Genomic DNA, 19,087 nt, shown 5'->3' on the forward strand with positions numbered 1-19,087 from the left:
GCGCCGGCGGGTCAGGCCTTGAACTGCTGGCGCACGATGCCGTCCCACACGCGGTCGCCCCCGAGGGTGCGGGCCGCGATCATGGCGCGGGCCGCCGGGGTGACGACGTAGCGGGAGCGCGGCCGGCCTGACTCCACGGCCTTGAGCACGACCCGGGCGACGGACTCCGGGCCCGTGGCCAGCACGGGGTTGGCGTAGCCGCTGCCCGTGGCGCTCGCGCTCGCGGTGAGCAGCGCTGCGTACGGCGAGGACTGCGCCTCGGCGGCAGCCTCCGAGCCCATCGCCGTCCCCTCGAAACGGGTGCGGATGAGGCCGGGTTCGATGAGGCTCACGTGGATGCCGAAGGGACGGACCTCGTTGCGCAGCGCGTCGGTGATGGCCTCCACGGCGTACTTGGTCGCGTGGTAGTAGCCGCCGACGGGCCAGGTGAACCGGCCCCCCATCGACCCGATGTTGACGATGCGGCCGGTGCCGGCGGCGCGCATCGCCGGCAGGACGAGCTGGACCATCCGCGAGAGCCCGAAGACGTTGGTCTCGAACATCTGCCGGACCTTGTCGAGGTCGGTCTCCTCGATGGTGCCGTACTCGCCGTACCCGGCGTTGTTGACCAGGGCACCCACGCGGCCGTGCTCGGCCTCGACGGCGCGGACCGCGGCGGTCATCGACTCCTCCGACGTGACGTCGAGCGGCAGGACCCGCGCCCCGGCCGACTCGAGCTCGGTGAGGGTGTCGGTACGGCGCGCGGTGGCGTAGACGGTGTGGCCCGCCTTGACGAGCAGGTCGGCCGTGGCCGCGCCGATCCCCGAGGAGCAGCCGGTGACCAGGACCGGGCCCGTCGACGTGTGCTCGGGGTTGGTCGGGTGGCTCATGGGCGGATTCCGTTCTCGCGCTGGGCAGCTCGGCGCACCAGCAGGCGCTCGGCGATGGTGAAGACGGCCCAGCCGACGGCCAGGCCCGCAAGGAAGATGACCCAGTAGCTGACGCCCGGGAAGAGGCGGGGCAGCCCCTCGCGGACCAGCACCAGCGAGCAGAGCCCGAGGAGGAAGGGCACGAGGAACGGGCGCCTCGCGCTGCGCCGGCCGGTGTCGGGGCTCATGACCCCAGTGTGGCCGATGCCGGGTCGAGCAGGTACCGCACGACCCGGTCGCCGTCCCGCACCACGAGGGCGCGCGGCTCGAGCAGGAGCAGGGTGAGTCGCCGGGTGGAGACGATGCGCGCGACCGGTTCGGCGTCGGCTCCGTCACCGGTGCGGCGGAGCTCGACCACGTGGACGGTCTCGCCCCAGCGCAGGGGGTCGGTGTGCAGGGCGACCTCCCGCTGGGTGGCGACGAGCTCGTCGGTGCGCGCCACCTCTGCCGGGGCCTTGGGTGATGAAGGGCTGGTGGTGTCCTTGCCGGTGACGAGGTCGAGGGCGCGCGACTGCCCCGGCCAGTCGAGCCGGACGGCGGCGCGGGTCGCGGACAGCCGCGGCAGACCACCTCGGGGGCAGGGGCCCAGGACCCGCGTCCAGACCGGGTCGGCAGCGGTCGTCGCGGACACCACGCACTGCCCGTCCTGCTCGACGGCCACGACGACGGGTCCGTCGGGCACGGCGAGGAACGTCGAGCCGGGCTGGAGCAGCTGGCGGCCGGTCACCGGGTCGGTGACGAGCAGGCCGCCGCCGCGCACCTTCTCCGCGTGGGCCCGTGGCAGGGCCCCGCCGGTGGGCGCCGCCGGTCGGGCCATGCCTGACGACTGCGACTGCCAGGCCACGTGGCCGCGGGTGTCCAGCCCCACGAGCCGGCAGGACGTCGCGGACCCCTGCAGGCAGGTCGCGACCATGGTGCTGCCGGCGTTCGCGGCGAGCGGGACGACGGTGGCGCCCGCCGGTGCCCGCCACGTCCAGCGGGCCGAGGCATCGAGGCGCACGGAGTCGAGGCGGCCCGGGCTGGCGATGACGAGGCGCTCGTCGGCGACGTAGGGGGTGCCGCCGACCACCGACCCGAGGGTGACCTTGGTGCCGGTCCGCAGGTCGAGGGCCGTGTTGCCGCCGCTGACCAGGGCCCGGCCCGCGACCACGGTGCCGTCGACGGACGGCGCCGACCAGTCACCGGAGACACCCTCGGTGCGGGCGGTGAGGAGGTGCGCTGCCACGACGGCCGTGACGACGAGCAGCGCCACGCCCGAGAGTACGGCGACGCGCGCGCGGACGGACCTGGTCACGAGTCCCGGGTGTTGCGAGATGCGTTGCTGCGTGGGCGGATCCGTACTGCGGGGATCGCCGGGGCCGGCAGGTGCTGCACCGCGCCCTCATACCCCTCCACCTGGCCGAACCGGTCGGAGTGGGCCATCCACGCCTCCCGCGCCGCGACGATGTCCTCGTGGCTGCGGCCCACGAAGTTCCACCACATCACGACCTCCTCCTCGAACGGCGGGCCACCGAGCAGCAGGGCGCGTGCCGGCTCGGTGCTGTCGTTGGTGAGGGCGATCGTGGTGCGGCCGGTGGGGAGGTAGGCGAGTGCCGCGCTGGCGACCTCGGTGCCCTCGAGCCGCAGGCCCGGGGTGTCGGCAAGGACACCGTGCTCGTGGGTCGGGTCGACGTCGAGGGTGAGGGTGGCACCGGGGTCGAGGGTCAGCTCCGCCCCGAGCAGCGGGGTGAACGTCTCGACGGGGGAGTGGTGTCCCGCCAGCGACCCCAGGAAGACGCGCACCGTGGCCCCGCCGAGCCGCACCGCCACCGGCGCGTGGTGCTGGAACCGGCGAGGGGCGTCGAGGTGGGCCTCGGGCAGGGCCACCCAGAGCTGGGCTCCGTGCAGGACGGTCGTACCGGGCGTGGAGACCTCGGAGTGCGCGATGCCGGCCCCGCCGGTCATGAGGTTGACCTCGCCCGGACGCACCATGGCGTGCGTGCCCAGGCTGTCCCGGTGCTCGACCTCGCCGGTGAACAGCCAGCTCACGGTCTGGAGCCCGGTGTGGGGGTGGGGCGGGACGTCCATGCCCCCGGAGGCGGCGACGTCGTCGGGACCGTAGTGGTCGGCGAAGCACCAGGCCCCGATCATCGAGCGCTGTCGCTGGGGCAGGGTGCGGCGCACCGTCATGGCGCGCGGGCCGCCGAGGGGGACGTCGCGGGGTTCGAGGACCTCGACCGGGGGCGTCCCGGCCGCGGGGGCACCGGCCCCTGTGGGGTCGCCGTCGGCGCAGACGGTCTCCTGCGGGTCGGTCTCGACGTTGCTCACCCGAACAGTCTGCACCGCGGTGTGGAAGTGTGGCCGTGAGAGGGGTGGGCCTGTGGGTGCAGGAGCGGAGGGTGACGACGCGCGCGGTGAAGGCGCCGGTGTCGCCGAGGGCGAGCGCTGGGACGAGCTCCTGGGCGGCCCGGTGCGGTCCCTGGTCTTCTCGCCACAGGGCTGGGTCGAGCCGACCCTGCGTGTGGCCGTCTTCCCCGGGCTGGGGCTGCCCAACTACCTCCTGCCCCTGGCCCGGCGCCTGGCCGAGCTCGGGTGCGAGGTCGTCGTCTTCGACGCGTTGGCCTTCCGGGGCCGTCGGGCGAGGGTGCTCCCGACGATAGGCGGCCTCGCCGCGGCGGGCGCCGAGTGGCTGGCTGCCGTCGTGGCCCGCGACCCCGACACCCCCGTCGTGGTGCTCGGTCACTCGACCGGCGCGCAGGTGGCCCTGGAGAGCGTGCTGCACTCCCCGCCCCGGACCGGGGTGCTCGCGCTGGTGATGGCGGGCCCGACCTTCACCCCTGCCCAACGGCGCCTACACCGTCTGGCGGGTGCGGCGCTGACCGCGTGGCGCAAGGACCCGCCGACGGAGCTCGTCGTCCTGCGCAACCTCGCCCGCGTGCGCACCGACGTCGTCCGGATCGTGCTGTCCGGGCTCCGCCACCGGCCCGAGGTGCGGGTGGCCGCCCTGACGGTGCCGCTCACCGTGACTGCGGGCGAGGCCGACTCGTTCGCGCCCGCCCCGTGGCTGCACGAGCTCGCCGACGGCGCCGGTGGGCCCTCCCGCGTGGTCGTCCTGCCCGGCTCCCACAACAACGTCTTCCCCCATGCCCACGAGGTCGCGGCCCTCGTGGTCACGGCCGGGGACGTCGGACTCAACCCCGGGGGTCGGACCCCGTCCGCGACCAGGGCTCGCGACTGAGGTAGCGGTCCGCCTTCTTCGCGGCCTCGGACTGCTGCCACCAGAGCCTGCCCGGACACCGGCTCTGCACCCGAGCGGATGGCGGGCGCAGGGTGTCGTCCGGTCCGGGGCTTTAGCCCCGGTGACCACGCGGAGCAAGGGGTGCACGCTGGACCCATGGATACCGAGGCGCCTTCCTTGCGTCCGTCTGCCGAGGAGCTTCTGGCCGCCCTCGGGCACGCCGTGATCGCGACGGACACGAAGGGGACGGTGCTGTTCTGGAACGGCGCCGCCGAGCGGCTGTACGGCTGGCCTGCCGCGGAGGCCGTCGGACGTGACATCACGGAGGTGACGGTGCCGGAGCTCTCCCGGCAGGCGGCGGGGGAGATCATGACCGCCCTGCGGGAGGGCCGTCCATGGTCCGGCGGGTTCCCGGTCCGGAACCGCAGCGACGAGGTGCTGCACGCGCTGGTGACCGACAGTGGCGTGTACCGCGACGGGGAGCTGATCGGCATCGTCGGCGCCTCCCTCAACCTCGGTGACGCCGTCCGGCACCTGATGGAGCGCTCCAGCGACGCCGCGGTCCTGCTCGACGAGCGGCACGTCGTCAGCTATGCCAGCCCGGCGGTGGCGAACCTCTTCGGCTGGCCCGTCGACGAGGTCATGGGCACCCCCATCACGGACCGCATCCACCCCGAGGACCGCGAGGCCTTCGAGGAGCTGCTGGTGGCCGACCCGTCGAGCGCGGAGCGGGTGGGCGAGCTCCGGGTCCGCACCGACGGCACGTGGTCCTGGGTGGAGGTGGCCGTGACCGACCTCTACGCCCAGCCCGGGCCACAGGGCCAGGTCTGCAACATCCGGCGCAGCGAGCGCCTCGCCCGGCTCGAGGAGCGCGAGCGCATCCTGGAGGCGGTCCACTCCGAGGTCCTCCAGGACCTCTTCGCGGCCGCGCTCGAGCTCGACCGGGCGCTGGCGCACACGACATCCTCGAGCGCGGCCCGCATCCATGCCGCTCGTGACGACGTGGGGCGGGCCATGGAGACCCTCCGCGAGGTCGTCAAGCCGTTCTGACCCGCGCTCGAGGGGCCGGTCACCAGGTGACCGGCGCGCCACGTCCGGTGCGGGCCGTCCCACGTTCCTCAGTGGTCGTTCAGGTCGTCGGGGCTCATCCGTTCGGCTCCCCCTCCGCGGATCCCTCATGGGGGGACCGGTGGGCGGTGCTCTACTTCGGCGGGCCTGACCTGGGCTGATACCTGACAGAAAGCACCCCCACCTCCATGAGCTCACTTCGCTGTCGCCTGCTTGCTGCCGGTGTCACCGTCAGCACGATCACGGCCGCGGCTGTCATCGCGGCCACTCCGTCCTCCGCAGCCACCACTGACACGGTCCAGACCTTCTCCGCCACCGGGAGTGTCCAGAACTGGACCGTGCCCGCGGGTGTCACTCAGGTCTACGTCGACATCAGCGGTGCGCAGGGCGGCGCGGCATACGGCGGGGGCGGCGGTGGCGCCGAGCTGACGGGCACGATCTCCGTGACCCCCGGCGAGACGCTGCACATCATTGCCGGCAGCCTGGGCAGCAACGGCGCCGTGTACAGCCGGGGCGCTGGCGGTGGTGGCGGGTCGTTCATCTACCGGACCCCGGACCAGGCCGGCATCCTCGCTGCCGCAGGCGGCGGCGGTGGCGCGGGATCGAACACGTTCCCCTCCGCAGGGAGCACCGGCACCTCGGGCATGGCAGGTGGCAACGGCGGTGGCGCGGGCGGCACGGGTGGCAACGGCGGCGCTGCCGGCACGGCCGGCGGTGGCGGCGGCCTCCTCAGCTACGGCGGTACCTGGAGCGGCGGTGGCGGCCAGTCCGTCGCGGCTGGTGCGGGTGGTGGCTCGGGCGCGAGCGGCTACGGCGTCGGTGGTTTCGGCGGCGGTGGCGGGACGTCCGGATACGCAGGCGGCGGCGGTGGCGGCTACAGCGGCGGCGGTGGCGGCCGCTTCAACAGCAGCAACAACGGAGGCGGTGGCGGTGGCGGGTCCTTCTTCGCGGGCTCGCTGACCGGTGCAGTCTCCGGGCACGGCGGCAACGGCGTCGTCACCCTCTACTACCCCGCGCACCTGACCGCGACCTCGCCCGCATCCGGGCTGCCCGGCAGCTCGGTGACCATCGACGGCACCGGCCTCGCGGGAGCGACGGTGAGCATCAACGGGTACGCCGCGACGGTGACGTCCTCGACCGACACCCAGGTGGTCGCCACGGTCCCCATGCCCCAGCCGCCCCCCAACGGGCCACAGTCGGTCAACGTGACCACAGCAGGCGGAGTGACCCTCCCCGCCGTCGGCGCGTTCACCTTCCTGAAGGTCCCGCCTGTGCTCACCGCTGCGGGCGCGCCTACCACCGGCACCGTGGGCCAGGCGTACTCGTACACCTACACCGCGACCGGGTACCCGGACCCCACGTTCACTGTGTCCTCCGGGACGCTCCCGGCGGGGCTCACCCTGACCAGCACCGGGGCGCTCTCCGGCACCCCGACCCACAGCGGGACCTACACCTTCACCGTCACCGCGAGCAACGGCGCGGCCCCTGACGCGGTCAGCACCACCCAGACGATCACGGTCGGTCAGGGTGCGCAGGCCATCACGTTCACCACCACCGCTCCCAGCGCTGCCGCGACGGGAGACACCTACACGGTGGCGGCCACCGGTGGGGCATCGGCGAACCCCGTGACGTTCTCCATCGACGCCGCCAGCACCTCGACGTGCTCGGTCAGCGGTTCGACCGTCACGTTCGACCACTCCGGCACCTGTGTCGTGGACGCCGACCAGGCGGGCAATGCCGACTACCTGAGCGCTCCGCAGGCGCAGCAGACCATCGCCGTCGGCGTGGCCGCCCAGACCATCACCTTCGCTCCGGTCCCTTCCACGGCGACCGTGGGCGACACGCAGGAGCTCAGCGCGACCGGTGGCCCCTCGGGCAACCCCGTCACCTACTGGGTCGACGCTGCCTCGAGCCCCCAGACCGCCTGCTGGACCAGCGGCACGACCCTGACCTTCGACCACGCCGGCACCTGCATTGTCGTGGCCCAGCAGGCGGGCAACGCCGACTACGCCGACGCTACGCGCGTCAGCCAGACGATCACGGTCGTCGCCAAGCCGACGACCGTGTCGGTCTCGCTGAGCCCGGCCACGTCTGTCTACGGCCAGGCCCCGACGGTGACCGCCACCGTGCCGGGGGGCGCGGCTGGTTACGTCCAGTTCTCCGTCGACGGCATCGACCTCGGCGGTCCCCGCATCGTCGAGAACGGCCAGGCGACCAGCCCGGCGCTGGGGACCCTTGCCCCCGGCGCCCACACGGTCGGAGCGACGTTCACGGCCCTCGACCCGACGGTCTACGCGTCCTCGACGGCCACGCCGCAGACGCTCGTGGTCGACCAGGCCGCGACGACTCCGTCCATCACCGTGCGTGCGGGAAGCATCTCGGCCAGCGTTGCCCCGGTGGCGCCTGGCTCGGGTACCCCCACCGGCAGCGTGGTGTTCAGCGTCGACGGCAGGCCGGTCGGGACCGCGACCCTGACCGCAGGCGTCGCCACGCTGGGCTACTCGCTTCCCACGAGCAAGTCCGACGAGGTCGCCGTCCAGTACCAGGGCGACTCGAACTTCCTCGCCTCGTCCGCCACCACCACCCGTCACAACCCGGCGATCACGGCGACGCTCACCAGCGCCAGCCCGAAGAGCAAGGCTGGTTGGTACCGGAGCGCTGTCACGGTGAGCTTCACCTGCACGCCGAACGGCGCCGCGCTGGTGGCCGCCTGCCCGCAGCCCGTCACGATCGGCCGGAACGGTGCGGCGCAGTCCGTCTCCCGGACCATCACGGCCGTCGACGGTGGCGCTGCAACGGTTTCGGTCACCGGTGTCAACGTCGACCAGACGCGCCCGTCGGTGGCGGTCACGGGGGTCTCGACCACGACCCCGTACTTCGCGGCCGCTCCGGCCGGGGCATGCTCCGCCCGCGACGGCCTCTCGGGAATGGCGTCCTGCACGATCAAGCGGACCGTCAGCGGTGCCAGCACGGTCTACACCGCGACGGCGACGGATAAGGCCGGGAACGTCTCGACCACCCGGCTCACCGCGAAGGTGTCCACGTTCGTGATCCAGGGCGCCAGCTACAGCAACGGCATGTACACGGTGCGGGCGGGCCACACGTACACGATGCTGGCCGTCGCCAAGAGCCAGCCCCGCTACGTCGACGCGATGCCCTACCCCAAGGCGCCGCGCGGCCTGGACAACAAGTTCGTCTGGACCGGTCCGAACCGCTGGGCACTGGGCGTGACCTTCAGCAGCGCGATGGTCAAGCAGCGCTACTGGAACATCGGCATGCGAGTGGGCACCCAGACCCAGGTGCTGAAGGTCCAGGTCGTCCGCTAGACCTCGCTCCCAGCCGATCCACCGCTGACCCTCGGCTCCCCGTTCGGAGTCGGGGGTCAGCTGCGTCCGGGACGGTCTGGGCAGGCAGGCGGGCGGACTGCGTACTGGTGGGCCCCGTGGGGCTCGAACCCACAACCTACGGAGGGCCCGTCAGCCGTCGTGATCAGAGCTCCCGTCTGTGGCAACGCTGAGGGCAACCCGGAGCTCATCGGCAAGTCGGTGGATCTTCTGCGGTCGCCCCGCGATGTGCGGAAGATCAACGGCGCTTTCATCGACTCGGATCCACAGCATGGTGAAGGCCTTGGATCTGGACCACCGGTTGTACCCGCCGCTGTAGCCGGTTGCGCCGGCTCCGCTGATGCTGGGACGGGGGTAGCGGCGTGTCAGGAACCATCCGCGGGAGATGACGTGGTCGGGGGTGACAGTGACTCCCAGCCTGAGCACACGAACGAGGAGGACCAACTCAAACGCCACCACCAGCGTCCCTGGCATGAGTGTCGGCTGGTCCGGACCCGGCGTGGGGTCGAACATTCCACCAAGGGTGGCCGCTACAAGGAACCCGAGAAAGATAGACCCAAGTATCCGACAGCCCCAGTTGTGTACGCGGGTGCGCGCAGCGGGGTTCGTCACGCAAGCATGTTGCCCTAATGGTCGGCGGTGCGGGTCGGGTTGACCACGGGTGGCCACCGAGCCGATAGCGGAGAGTGGAGCGCAGGGTCGGCGGCTCGTAGGTGACCTACGCGTGCATACTCGCAACATGGGGAGCTCGTACGTGACCACGTCGCCGCTGTCGCTGGCAAGGCTCTTGTGGTTCTACGGAGAGGACTCGCTCTGGGAACGGGCCTTGGCTCCATCTCCGCGTGCTGTGGCGGACCTAGCACCTCTCTTCGGCGAACTGAGACTTGATGGAGCCCGTCTGCACCTGCTTCGGCCCGATGGTCCGCGGGACTCGTACCTGTTGCTGCCAGTCATCGAACTACTCGAGGGCGTAGCTCGGCCCGCCGCCAGGACGAGACGCCGTCCGAAGAAACAGTTGCCTGACGTGCTGGACGTCGCTGAAGAAGTTCGCTGGAGCGATCCGCAGCTTCGCGAGGTCAGCCGGCTTGTCGACGCGCTAGTACACGGCACGGCCTAGAAGCCATGTGAAGAAGGTCCTCACCGACCGGAATCCGTTGTGGCCGCACTTCGGCGGGGGAACCGTGCACTCGCTGGGCGCGACCGGACTGCGGGTGTTCCGGACGTCATGGGAGTCGCCGCTCGTAGCGTCGAAGCGTTGGGTGCGGCGGGAAGGTGGTCCGCGTGGTCGTGTCGGTTCGGACCCATCCGCGCCGGAGGTAGAAGCGGGTAGCGCGCGTGTTCTCGTCGAAGACCCTCAGGAAGATCTCCCGATGCCCTCTCGCCCGCAGGTGCTCTAGAAGCTCGGTGTGGGCGAGGCCGGCAAGCCCGCTGCCCCAGGTCGACACAGCCGTACCAAAGTGAAGCAGTTCATCAGCTCGCGTCGCGGCGAATCCAGCCACTCGTCCGGCGTCCTTGATGACGAAGCAGTCAACCCCAGGGTCAGCGATCTCACGCTTCCACCCGTCAAGAACTTGCTGCTCAGGGAAGGGGTGCGTCTCCTGCGGGAAGATATGTCCGAGGCCCGCGATCGCGCCCTCTCGCTGCACTGCCATCAGGGTTTCAAGGTCTGCTGGGGTGAGCGGTTGGAGGACCGACATGTTGAAGGCTTTCTGTGGGGCAGTGAACGGGAAGACCTGATCGCTCGGCCGCACCACCGTCAGCGGCATGGAGGTGCGGGCGCCCGGCCCGGCCTTGCCCTCGATGTGTGGCAATGGGGTCCTTGTGTTGGGCGGCCGTTGTGTCAGGAGTTCAGCTGGTGGAGGCCGGGCGGCGACGAGCCGAGTGCTCCGCCAGTACGGACTGCAGATGGATCTGCACGTTCTCGGCGACCTGCTCGAGTGGTTCGGGCGGTAGGTAGGCGTGGGCGCCCGCGTCGAGCAACCGGCCGACGGGGCCAGGGATGTCGAGGCCGAACTCGGGGTCGAGGATCTCGGTGACGATGATCTGTGCGTGTGGGAAGAGAAGGGTCCACTGTGGGTGAGCCCTCGAGGACTTCGGAGGAGTATGTGAGGGTGCCGATGGTCTGCCCGTCGCGGCGAAGGAGCACCGGTCCGGACGTTGCCAGGCTTTCCACCCATGCCAGCAGACCGGAGTCGAGGTGCCCGAGGTCGACGACGGCTGGCGCCGTCATGGCGACTCGAGGACAAAGAACAAGAAACAGATGAAGCGGCGCCCCTCAGGCGGTAGGAGCTCGGTGGGCGTGCCTGGGTCCGCAGCAGGCTCGGTGACACTGGTGATGACGAGTCCGGCGTCGAGGAAGGTGTTGATGACGTCCTGCAGTGGTCGGTGCCAGTAGGTGAGGGTGAAGGCGTGGCCGTCGTGCTGGTGGTCCTCGGAGTACCGGGTCAGGGCGAAGTAGTCCTCGTCCTGGTAGCAGAACGCGTAGACGAAGGGGTGGATGATCGAGACCACCAACCGACCGCCGGGCTTGAGCACCCGACGCAGCTCGGCCAGGGCCGGTGCCCAGTCCTGGACGTAGTGCAGAGCCAGTGAGCAGGTGACGAGGTCGAACTCGTCGTCCTCGTAGGGAAGCTGTGCGGCGAGGTCTGCGACCTTGATGTCGGCGGTGTTGCCGAGGCGGTCCGTAGCGAGGTCGATCATGGCGGGGCTGAGGTCGAACCCGGCCACGTCGGCGCCACGGTCGCGCAGCGCAACCATGAGGGGACCATGCCCACAACCTGCGTCCAGGACCCGTGTTCCCTTGACGTCCCCGGCGAGGCGGAGCATCTCGGGTCTGGCGTACCAGGCGTTGAACAGGCTGTTGTCGTTGGCGGCGGCGTACGTGGCCGCGAAGTCGTCGTAGTCAGGTGCGCTGGAGGTGACGGCGTCGGTGCTGGTCATTGCTGCTGCTCCTTGTGAGGTCCATGAGTGGTGGCGCCGATGTCCTGGACGAGGGCGGCCATGACCACTCCGTAGTAGGCGCGGCGCTCTACGCCGTCATCGACGTCGTTCAGGGCGCGAGAGGTATCCGTCCAGCGGTCGAGGAGCTCCGCGAACTCGCCGCGCATCTGCTGGAGCTCGGCGTCGCTGAGGCGCACCGCGAAGTCGTCGCTGATCGTGCGTTGCTGGCCGCTGGGGACGTCGACGGCGGACGGTGGCACCTGGACGGCGCGATGGAGCGCGAGGACGTGGCCTTCGGCGACGCGGCGAAAGACACCCACCGCCGCCTCCCCGCCTTCGAGCTGCCGCATCGCATCGAGGTCAATCTCGAAGCCTCGGTCGGATGTCATGCGCCACCAACGTTCCCGCCCGTTCTGGGACCGCTCCGGGTTCTCCTCGATCAACCCGTACTTGGCCAGCTGTCGCAGATGGAAGCTGACCGAGTTCGCCGGCTCGCCAAGGCCACCAGCGAGGTCCACGACGCGAGCCGTACCCCGCCGCGACAGCTCGCCGAGCAGTCGCATCCGGAGCGGGTGCGTGACCGCGAGGACCGCTCTGGGATCGAAGATCCTTGTGGGGGACATGCGCGAAGGGTCCTGTGGCACGCCGCCAACCGTGCCCCAAGCGCCTGGAAAGCGCAAGTGAATTTGCGCAATCGTGCTTGCGAATTGGGTGGGCGAGCTGCACGACCTGACGTTCACCCGCTGCGGGAACCGGCGGGGGGACACGTGCGAGACCTGCTCCCGCCTATACGCGGCGGACTCGTTCCAGCTGATCCGGGCCGAGATCGCTTTCGGCTGGTCGAGCCGCGCGCCTACCGGAAGACCGTGGCCACCCTGCTTGAGGGAAGCGGAGCCACGGTTCGGATCGTCGCCGACCAGCTGGGACCATGTCCTGCTGGCCGCTCGGCGCGCAAAGTACAGCCGATTTCAAGGCTCGGACCTGCGTACTGGTGGGCCCCGTGGGGCTCGAACCCACAACCTACGGATTAAAAGTCCGCAGCTCTGCCAATTGAGCTAGAGGCCCGCGGGGTCAGGGATTTAGTCGGGACAACCCTCAGGACAACCATCAGGAAAACCGGCCCGTGAGCCCGGACGTTCACCCTAGTGGACCGTCCGCGGGCGGCTGCGCCCGTCACGCAGGTCGCTCCGTCCCTTCGGCGCGGAACTCGTCGTAGGTGCCGGACAGGTAGTGCAGCAGCGTGGCCTGGAAGTCGGGGTTGGCGAAGAAGAGGTCGAACAGGACGCCGTTCTTCTCGTGTCGATCCAGGAGGAGGTCCTTGATCTTCTGCTCGAGGACCATCTGGTACTGGGAGCGGTCGTTGTGCTGGGCTACGGCTTCCATGTCGGTGTCGCCCATGACGACGGTCCACTGCTGGTCCACCCAGACCTTGTCGGCGTCGCCGAGGTCGGCGCCGTACCTGTCGTTCATGGCGGCGATCAGAGCAGATAGCTTGTCGAGGACCGGTTCGGTGACGGCTCCCTTGCCTTCGCCCGGAAGTGCAGTGCCAGGCTCGTCGGCGCCAGTCAGCTCGATGGCGGTCTCGGCAGCGACGGCGATGCGCAGGTGAGTCATCTGCACCGACTTGCTCAGCTGCGGCATGGGGTCGTTCTCACGCGCCGGCAGGTCGAGCAGGAGCAGCCGACCGTAGAGGAAGAGCCGTTCGAGGTCGGTGTCGGTGAAGGGCATGACCTGAGCGATGAAGGCGTAGCCGCGGCAGAAGCTCTGCAGGGTGCCGCGGAAGGCCTCTTGCCCGTCCTCGTCGAGGGAGGCGAACCGACCGACGGCTGGCAGGAGATTGGCGTAGAGAACCGCCTGCTGCGCTGGATCCTCTGACAGCAGAGCGGCGACCGCGGCCTCCATCTCCGGCATCGACAGCACCCCGGCGGCCAGGAGGTCGTGCTCCATCGCGTACAGCGCGTTCGGTTGCGTAGGCGCCGCGAACGACTCCTCGTAGAAGGGCTCGAACGCGTCCTGGATCTCCTCGCTCGTGTTGGCGAAGTCGAGAACGAAGGTGTCCTCCTTGCCGGGGTGGGTGCGGTTGAGCCGGGAGAGGGTCTGCACGGCGGCGACGCCGCCAAGCTTCTTGTCGACGTACATCGTGTGCAGCAGCGGCTCGTCGAACCCTGTCTGGTACTTCTCGGCGACGACGAGCACTTGGTAGTCGTCGCCGCGAAAGCGCTCGGGCAGCTGGCCGTCAGGGAAGCCGTTGATGCCGGCCTCGGTCAGCGGAGTCGACTCGGGCGCGTCGGGGTCGTTCAGCGGCCCGGAGAACGCCACGAGGGTGCGTAGTGGGTGCGCGCCTCCGGCGTATCCCTTGCGGGCGATGTAGGCGTCCAGGGCCTGCTTCATCCGCACCGCGTGCAGCCGGGAGCGGGTGACGACCATCGCCTTCGCACCCCCGTCGATCTTGCCGGCGGTCTTGGTGCGGAAGTGCTCGACGATGACCTCGGCCTTGGCCTCGAGCTGGTACGGGTGCAGCGAGGCGAACCGGGCCAGAGCCGCGCGACCCTTGCCAGTCTCGAACTCGGGGTCGTTGCGCGGGTGCGCATTGGCGAGCTTGTAGTAGACCGAGTACGTGGTGTAGTTCGCCAGCACGTCGAGGATGAAGCCCTCGGCGATGGCCTGGCGCATCGAATACGTGTGGAAGGGCCGCTTGTGCCCGTCGTCGTCGAGTTGCCCGAACGTCTCGAGGGTCTTGGGCTTCGGAGTCGCGGTGAACGCGAAGAATGACAGGTTCTTCTTCCTGCCCCGGTGCTGCGCACTGGCCAGCAGCGCCGCGTCCGGCTCGTCCGCGGCTTCTGCGGCTTCTGCGGCCGCCTCGTTCGCTTCCGCCTCTGCGAGAGCCGCGTCGCCGGTGAGGACCTTCTTCAGCTTCGCGACCGAGTCCCCGCTGGTCGATGAGTGCGCCTCGTCGACGATGACGGCGAACCGGCGCCCCACCACCCCGCGCGCGTCGCCCTCGGCGGCGGCCTGCGCGGCGAGCGCTGCGACGACAGGGAACTTCTGCAGCGTGGTGATGATGACCCGGGCCGCGTTGCCCTCCAAGGCCTCCTTCAGCTGTTGGGACTTCTCGTCGATCCGCACGATGGTGCCCGGCGTGTGCTCCAGCCCGGACACCGTGGCCTGCAACTGCCGGTCGAGCACCTTGCGGTCGGTGATGACAACAACCTTGTCGAACACCGGCTCCTCATCCGGCCCGTGCAGCCGCGAGAGGGAGTGCGCGGTCCACGCGATGGTGTTCGACTTCCCCGACCCGGCCGAATGCTGGATGAGCCGGTCCACGCCGGCGCCGTCGCGGTAGGTCGCCTCCAGGATGGAGCGCACCGCGTGCCACTGATGGAAGCGCGGGAAGAGCACTCGCCCGTCCTCGACGTGGACGAATGAGCCGAGCAGGTCCAGCCACGCGTCGCGCTGCCACACCCGCTCCCACAGGTAGGCCGTCTGGTACCCGGACGCGGGCGGGTTGCCGGCCGTCCCCGGACTGCCTGCCCCGGCGCTGCCCTGGTCGAACGGCAGGAACACCGTTTCCTGACCGGCAAGCCGGGTCGTCATCGCCACACGGTGCGGGTCGACGGCGAAGTGGACCAGCGCCCGCTTGGCGAAGATCAGGTCATGCGGGTTCCGGTCAGCCCGGTACTGCGCCATCGCCTGCTCCAGGCCCTGCCCGGTCAACGGGTTCTTCAGCTCGGCTGTAGCGACCGGTATGCCGTTGACGACCAGCGCCAGATCGAGGGAGTCCATCGGGCGTGACTCGGAGTGGTGCAGCTGGCGCACCACCGACAGTCGGTTCGCGCTGTAGCGCTGCGACTGCTCCTCGTTCAGCGTTGACGCCGGCTTGAAGAAGCACAGGCGCACCGAGACGCCAGTGTCCTTGACGGGTGAACGGAGCACGCTGACCACGCCGCGATGGTCGAGCGCGTCAGCAACGACCTTGAGGAACCGCTCCCGCGCCATGCCCTCTCCGCCGTGCCGGGCCACCAGCTGCCCCCACGCCCTCGGCTGCGAAGCCTTCACGAAAGCGATGGTCTCGTCGGGAAACAGCCCGGCTTTGCGGTCGTACGAGGTCGGGGCAAGCTTTGTCCATCCTGCGCCAAGAAGGTGCCCCTCGATATTTGCTTCGAAGGCCGACTCTTGCGTGATGTTCATTCTTCCCTTCCCCCGATATTGCCGCGCGCCGTCGTCACGTCGAGCTCACCCGTCACCGCGGCCGTGATCAACGACTGCTTGTACTCCAAGAGCAACTCAACAGATCGCCGAAGCGAATCGTCGGCGATTGCATGAAACTGAAGCACCTTGCTTGCCGTGGCAGCCCGCGAGCGCTGTTCGCCCAGGGGCAAAAGGGGCATCTGAAGGCGAGACATGCCCTCAGAGCCAAGATGAAGAATGCTCGCACCTCCGGCAAATACGCGTGCAGCACCTGCGGCATGGGATGCTCGCGCCCACACAGCAAGGAAATCAGGAGAACAGTTCGGTCGAGCGCGAAGCCGAATCAACGTGTTCTGGAAGCAAACGGCGCCACCGATGTCCCCTTCCCACGTTGCGCTCGCGCCTACCGCGTCTGGACTCGCGGACCCCTCGGTCACCAGGATGTCTCCTGGCTGCAGGCCAAACACTCGCTGCTCATCCGGGGTGAAGTTCATTCGCTTGACGTCTCCAAGGTCGATGCGGCCGTCACCTACGTTTGCCGATCGGAGATAGGGGACCATGTGGTCCCCCGATTCGTGCTGCGGTGACCGCTGCCGACCCAGGCGGATCTCGGAAAGCTGGCTGCATGGAACAAGTCGATCGCGGTCGTGGAAGATCGCCTCCACCAGAGCGCCGCGCCGATGTAGCTCAAGTTCCTTCCGTTGGCCCGAGCGTGCTTCAGTTATCCGGTCGATGCGGGCGACCCGGTCGTCGAGGAAGTCCGCGATCCGTTGTTGCTGGTCGAAGGGTGGGAGCCAGAGTGGGAGTTGGTCCAGGTCGTCCTGCTGGATCCGCCGGTCGAACGTGGTGTTTGCACGCACAAACAGGTTGTACTGGTCCATGTATGGCTTACTTCTGAGCAAGTGATGCAGGTAGCGCGGAAGGACTCCGGGAGGACAGCCGAAGACCCGATAGTCCGGACTCACAGCGCCGCTCTGTTCTGAAATGGCGACGCTGCCGCCGGTTAGCCACATGGGGTTGATGACCAGCTGATTCCGGTCGATGCGCAGGCTGCGCCGCTCAGTGGACTCCGATGCGTGTTGGCGGTCTGCCGCGCCCTCGCGGGCGTACAAGTACCCAGCGCTCGAAAGGGAGAGACGTTGGATGTCGCTGGAGTCACCTACGCGATCTTCGCGCCGCGATAGTAGTCGCCCAAAGCGATAGGCTAGGCGACCAGACGATCGCGCGAATGCGGCGTCAATGGCGAGGTTGCTCACAACCCCAGGCCCTTCATCCAAGTTTGGATGTGGACTTCCATACTCTTGATCTCGTTGGCGATCTGCTCGACGGGTCGGGGCGGGGTGTAGGCGTAGAACTGGCGGGTGAAGGGGATCTCGACGCCGACCTTGGTCTTGGTGTGGTCGATCCAGGCGTCTGAGATGTAGGGGTGGATCTCGGCGGCGAGGTGGTGCTCGGCGTCGGCTTCGAGGGTTTTGAGGCGGGCGTCCTCGTCGAGGTCGAACCAGCCTGCAGGCAGGGGCACGTTCTCGGCGTCGCGGAGGTCGGGGTCAGCCTCGATTTTGTCGCCGCGGCCAGTGACGATCGGCGCATCGGGGTCGGCGATTGCGCAGGCTTTCGCAAACACCTTCTTCTGGGCGGTAGTCAGCCCGGGCGCGGCGGCGAGGAGGGCCTTCTCGGTGTCGAAGACCTGACCGACGAGACCGACGTGCGCAGTAAACGGGTGGGCTGCGACAGCATGCGGGCTGACTTCCCAGCGGCGGCGCAGGGGCCGCTCGACAGTGATGCGCTGGAACCCGAACGCCTCTCGAGGCAAGACTTTGACCCGGGCGTCGTCGACGGACTCGCCGAGCGCTCCGAGGTAGAGCTGGACGATGTCGTCGATCGCGACCGGGGTGAGCTCCTTGCGCTTCTCGCCGAGGGACTTACGCATCTTGCTGCCGAACTCCCGCGCATCGACGAGCCGGACCAGCCCTGTGACTTCGGGGGCCTTGTCGTTGGTCAGGATCCAGACGTAGGTGGAGATGCCAGTGTTGTAGAACATCTGATCTGGCAGGGCCACGATCCCTTCGAGCCAGTCGTTCTCCAGGATCCAGCGTCGGATCTCTGACTCCCCGGAGCCGGCCTGCCCGGAGAACAGCGGCGAGCCGGACAGGACGATGCCGACGCGGGAACCGCCGGGCTTCATGTGGCTGAGCATGTGCTGCAGGAAGAGGAACGATCCGTCGGAGACGCGCGGGAGGCCAGCACCGAAGCGGCCAGCGTCACCGAGCCGGGCGTGCTCGTCCTTGATGGGGTTGGCGTAGGCCTTCCAGTCCACGCCGTAGGGCGGGTTGGCGAGGATCAGATCGAACTTCTCGGTGGCGAAGGCGTCCTGGGTCAGGGTGTTGCCGTTGCGCATCCGGCCGGGGTCGATGTCCTGCATCATCAGGTCGGACTGGGCGATGGCCCAGGTCTCGTCGTTGAGCTCTTGACCGGCGACGTTGACGATGGCTTTGTCGTTGAGCTCCTTGATGCGGGCCATCGCGGTCATGAGCATCCCGCCCGTGCCGGCGGCGGGGTCGTAGACGGTGCGGACGGGGACGGGGTTCTCCTGCAGCTCGACGGCGGTGGGTCCGCTGACGAGGAGGTCGACCATGAGGCGGATGACTTCGCGCGGGGTGTAGTGCTCACCGGCGGTTTCGTTGCTCATTTCGGAGAACTTCCGCAGGAGTTCTTCGAAGATGTAGCCCATGGCCTCGTTCGAGACGACCGACGGGCGCAGGTCGAGGTCGGCGAAGTCGGCCAGGACGGCGTACAGGAGCCCGGCCCGGTCCATGCGCTCGATGCGCGGGTCGAGGTCGTAGGCCTCGATGACTCGGCGTGCGGCAGGGGAGAGCTGGGTGACGAAGTCACGCAGGTTCGCGGCGACGTTTTTGTCGTCGCTCAGCAGGGTCGAGAACGTGAAGCGCGAGGTGTTGTAGAAGCGGTGCCCCGCGGCTCGCTCGAGGATCGCTTCGCGCCCGGGACGTCCTTCGGGGTGTTCGTGAGCCTTGGAACGGACCTCGTCGCGCGTGGGTGCCAGTACAGCGTCCATCCTGCGCAGCACGAGCAACGGAAGCATGACAGCGCCGTACTCGTGCTGCTTGAAGGTCCCGCGCAGCTTGTCGGCGACCTTCCAGACGAACGCGACCTTGTCCTCGAAGCCCACCGGTGCCATGTCATCCCTTCGTTCGTACTGGGGGGCGCAAGGCTAGCCCGTTTTGCCCCAGCCGCTTGCCGGGGCACGGGGTGCTATGAGTCAAGGCCAGGTATGCCCGTTGTTGGCAACTAGTGGGTGCCTGACATCGAAACGGCGCCGGGAAGGTGTCTGTCACCTCCGTCTTTCCCGGTGGTTGGCCGTGCGTCTGCCGATGTCCAGTCGGTCCGTGGTGTGCTGGGCGCGG

Annotated in this window: 14 protein-coding genes, 1 tRNA gene and 1 pseudogene; 4 read left to right on the forward strand and 12 right to left on the reverse strand. The window is 69.2% G+C overall.

From position 1 onward, the window contains the following. Positions 1-11: 11 nt before the first annotated feature. The 4 genes from ABEA42_RS10100 to ABEA42_RS10115 are packed head-to-tail and all read right to left on the reverse strand — an operon-like array spanning position 12 to position 3,215. Complete coding sequence (locus tag ABEA42_RS10100; protein ID WP_345502969.1) at positions 12-869, reverse strand: oxidoreductase; 858 nt, start codon at positions 867-869, stop codon at positions 12-14. Beyond that, a complete protein-coding gene (locus ABEA42_RS10105) occupies positions 866-1,096 on the reverse strand; it encodes a hypothetical protein (RefSeq protein WP_345502970.1) in 231 nt (76 codons plus the stop codon). The genes ABEA42_RS10100 and ABEA42_RS10105 overlap by 4 nt, the downstream gene beginning before the upstream one ends. After that, on the reverse strand, positions 1,093-2,202 hold the full coding sequence (locus ABEA42_RS10110; RefSeq protein ID WP_345502971.1) for a hypothetical protein: 1,110 nt from the start codon (positions 2,200-2,202) through the stop codon (positions 1,093-1,095). Before ABEA42_RS10110 ends, ABEA42_RS10105 begins: the two co-directional genes overlap by 4 nt. Next, positions 2,199-3,215, reverse strand: coding sequence for a pirin family protein (locus ABEA42_RS10115; RefSeq protein ID WP_345502972.1), 1,017 nt, complete (start codon positions 3,213-3,215; stop codon positions 2,199-2,201). The genes ABEA42_RS10110 and ABEA42_RS10115 overlap by 4 nt, the downstream gene beginning before the upstream one ends. 52 nt (positions 3,216-3,267) lie before the next feature. On the opposite strand from ABEA42_RS10115, the gene ABEA42_RS10120 reads away from it, so the two are divergent. The 3 genes from ABEA42_RS10120 to ABEA42_RS10130 all read left to right on the forward strand — a co-directional run bounded on the left by ABEA42_RS10120 (position 3,268) and on the right by ABEA42_RS10130 (position 8,519). Next, positions 3,268-4,125 carry an alpha/beta hydrolase gene (locus ABEA42_RS10120; protein ID WP_345502974.1) on the forward strand — a complete coding sequence of 286 codons (858 nt, stop codon included), beginning with the start codon at positions 3,268-3,270 and terminating at the stop codon, positions 4,123-4,125. A gap of 177 nt (positions 4,126-4,302) precedes the next feature. Next, complete coding sequence (locus tag ABEA42_RS10125) at positions 4,303-5,175, forward strand: sensor histidine kinase (RefSeq protein WP_345502975.1); 873 nt, start codon at positions 4,303-4,305, stop codon at positions 5,173-5,175. Between the two features lie 206 nt (positions 5,176-5,381). Beyond that, positions 5,382-8,519: a beta strand repeat-containing protein gene (locus ABEA42_RS10130; protein ID WP_345502977.1), complete on the forward strand. Its 3,138-nt coding sequence runs from the start codon at positions 5,382-5,384 to the stop codon at positions 8,517-8,519. Between the two features lie 150 nt (positions 8,520-8,669). On the opposite strand, the gene ABEA42_RS10135 is transcribed toward ABEA42_RS10130, so the two are convergent. The 4 genes from ABEA42_RS10135 to ABEA42_RS10150 all read right to left on the reverse strand — a co-directional run bounded on the left by ABEA42_RS10135 (position 8,670) and on the right by ABEA42_RS10150 (position 12,100). Next, on the reverse strand, positions 8,670-9,050 hold the full coding sequence (locus tag ABEA42_RS10135; RefSeq protein ID WP_345502978.1) for a hypothetical protein: 381 nt from the start codon (positions 9,048-9,050) through the stop codon (positions 8,670-8,672). Between the two features lie 710 nt (positions 9,051-9,760). Beyond that, on the reverse strand, positions 9,761-10,348 hold the full coding sequence (locus tag ABEA42_RS10140; RefSeq protein WP_345502979.1) for a GNAT family N-acetyltransferase: 588 nt from the start codon (positions 10,346-10,348) through the stop codon (positions 9,761-9,763). 415 nt (positions 10,349-10,763) lie between these two features. Further along, positions 10,764-11,477 (reverse strand): class I SAM-dependent methyltransferase, encoded by a 714-nt coding sequence (locus ABEA42_RS10145; protein ID WP_345502981.1) that lies wholly within the window; start codon positions 11,475-11,477, stop codon positions 10,764-10,766. Further along, positions 11,474-12,100: a helix-turn-helix domain-containing protein gene (locus ABEA42_RS10150; RefSeq protein WP_345502983.1), complete on the reverse strand. Its 627-nt coding sequence runs from the start codon at positions 12,098-12,100 to the stop codon at positions 11,474-11,476. The genes ABEA42_RS10145 and ABEA42_RS10150 overlap by 4 nt, the downstream gene beginning before the upstream one ends. Before the next feature lie 88 nt (positions 12,101-12,188). Here ABEA42_RS10150 and ABEA42_RS18515 point away from each other — a divergent pair. Next, positions 12,189-12,302 (forward strand): annotated as a pseudogene (locus ABEA42_RS18515) (replication initiator); the annotation flags it as partial. Between the two features lie 164 nt (positions 12,303-12,466). Here the strand turns inward: ABEA42_RS18515 and ABEA42_RS10155 are convergent. The 4 genes from ABEA42_RS10155 to ABEA42_RS10170 all read right to left on the reverse strand — a co-directional run bounded on the left by ABEA42_RS10155 (position 12,467) and on the right by ABEA42_RS10170 (position 18,861). After that, a tRNA-Lys gene (locus ABEA42_RS10155) sits at positions 12,467-12,542 on the reverse strand. 108 nt (positions 12,543-12,650) lie between these two features. After that, positions 12,651-15,665 (reverse strand): type I restriction endonuclease subunit R, encoded by a 3,015-nt coding sequence (locus tag ABEA42_RS10160; RefSeq protein ID WP_345502985.1) that lies wholly within the window; start codon positions 15,663-15,665, stop codon positions 12,651-12,653. Continuing rightward, complete coding sequence (locus ABEA42_RS10165) at positions 15,662-16,921, reverse strand: restriction endonuclease subunit S domain-containing protein (RefSeq protein ID WP_345502986.1); 1,260 nt, start codon at positions 16,919-16,921, stop codon at positions 15,662-15,664. Before ABEA42_RS10165 ends, ABEA42_RS10160 begins: the two co-directional genes overlap by 4 nt. Beyond that, the gene (locus ABEA42_RS10170; protein WP_345502987.1) at positions 16,918-18,861 is read right to left on the reverse strand and encodes a type I restriction-modification system subunit M; all 1,944 of its coding nucleotides are present in this window, start codon (positions 18,859-18,861) and stop codon (positions 16,918-16,920) included. The genes ABEA42_RS10165 and ABEA42_RS10170 overlap by 4 nt, the downstream gene beginning before the upstream one ends. Positions 18,862-19,087: the final 226 nt, after the last annotated feature.

It is taken from the genome of Pedococcus ginsenosidimutans, assembly GCF_039544395.1.
GTDB classification, from domain to species: Bacteria; Actinomycetota; Actinomycetes; order Actinomycetales; family Dermatophilaceae; genus Pedococcus; species Pedococcus ginsenosidimutans.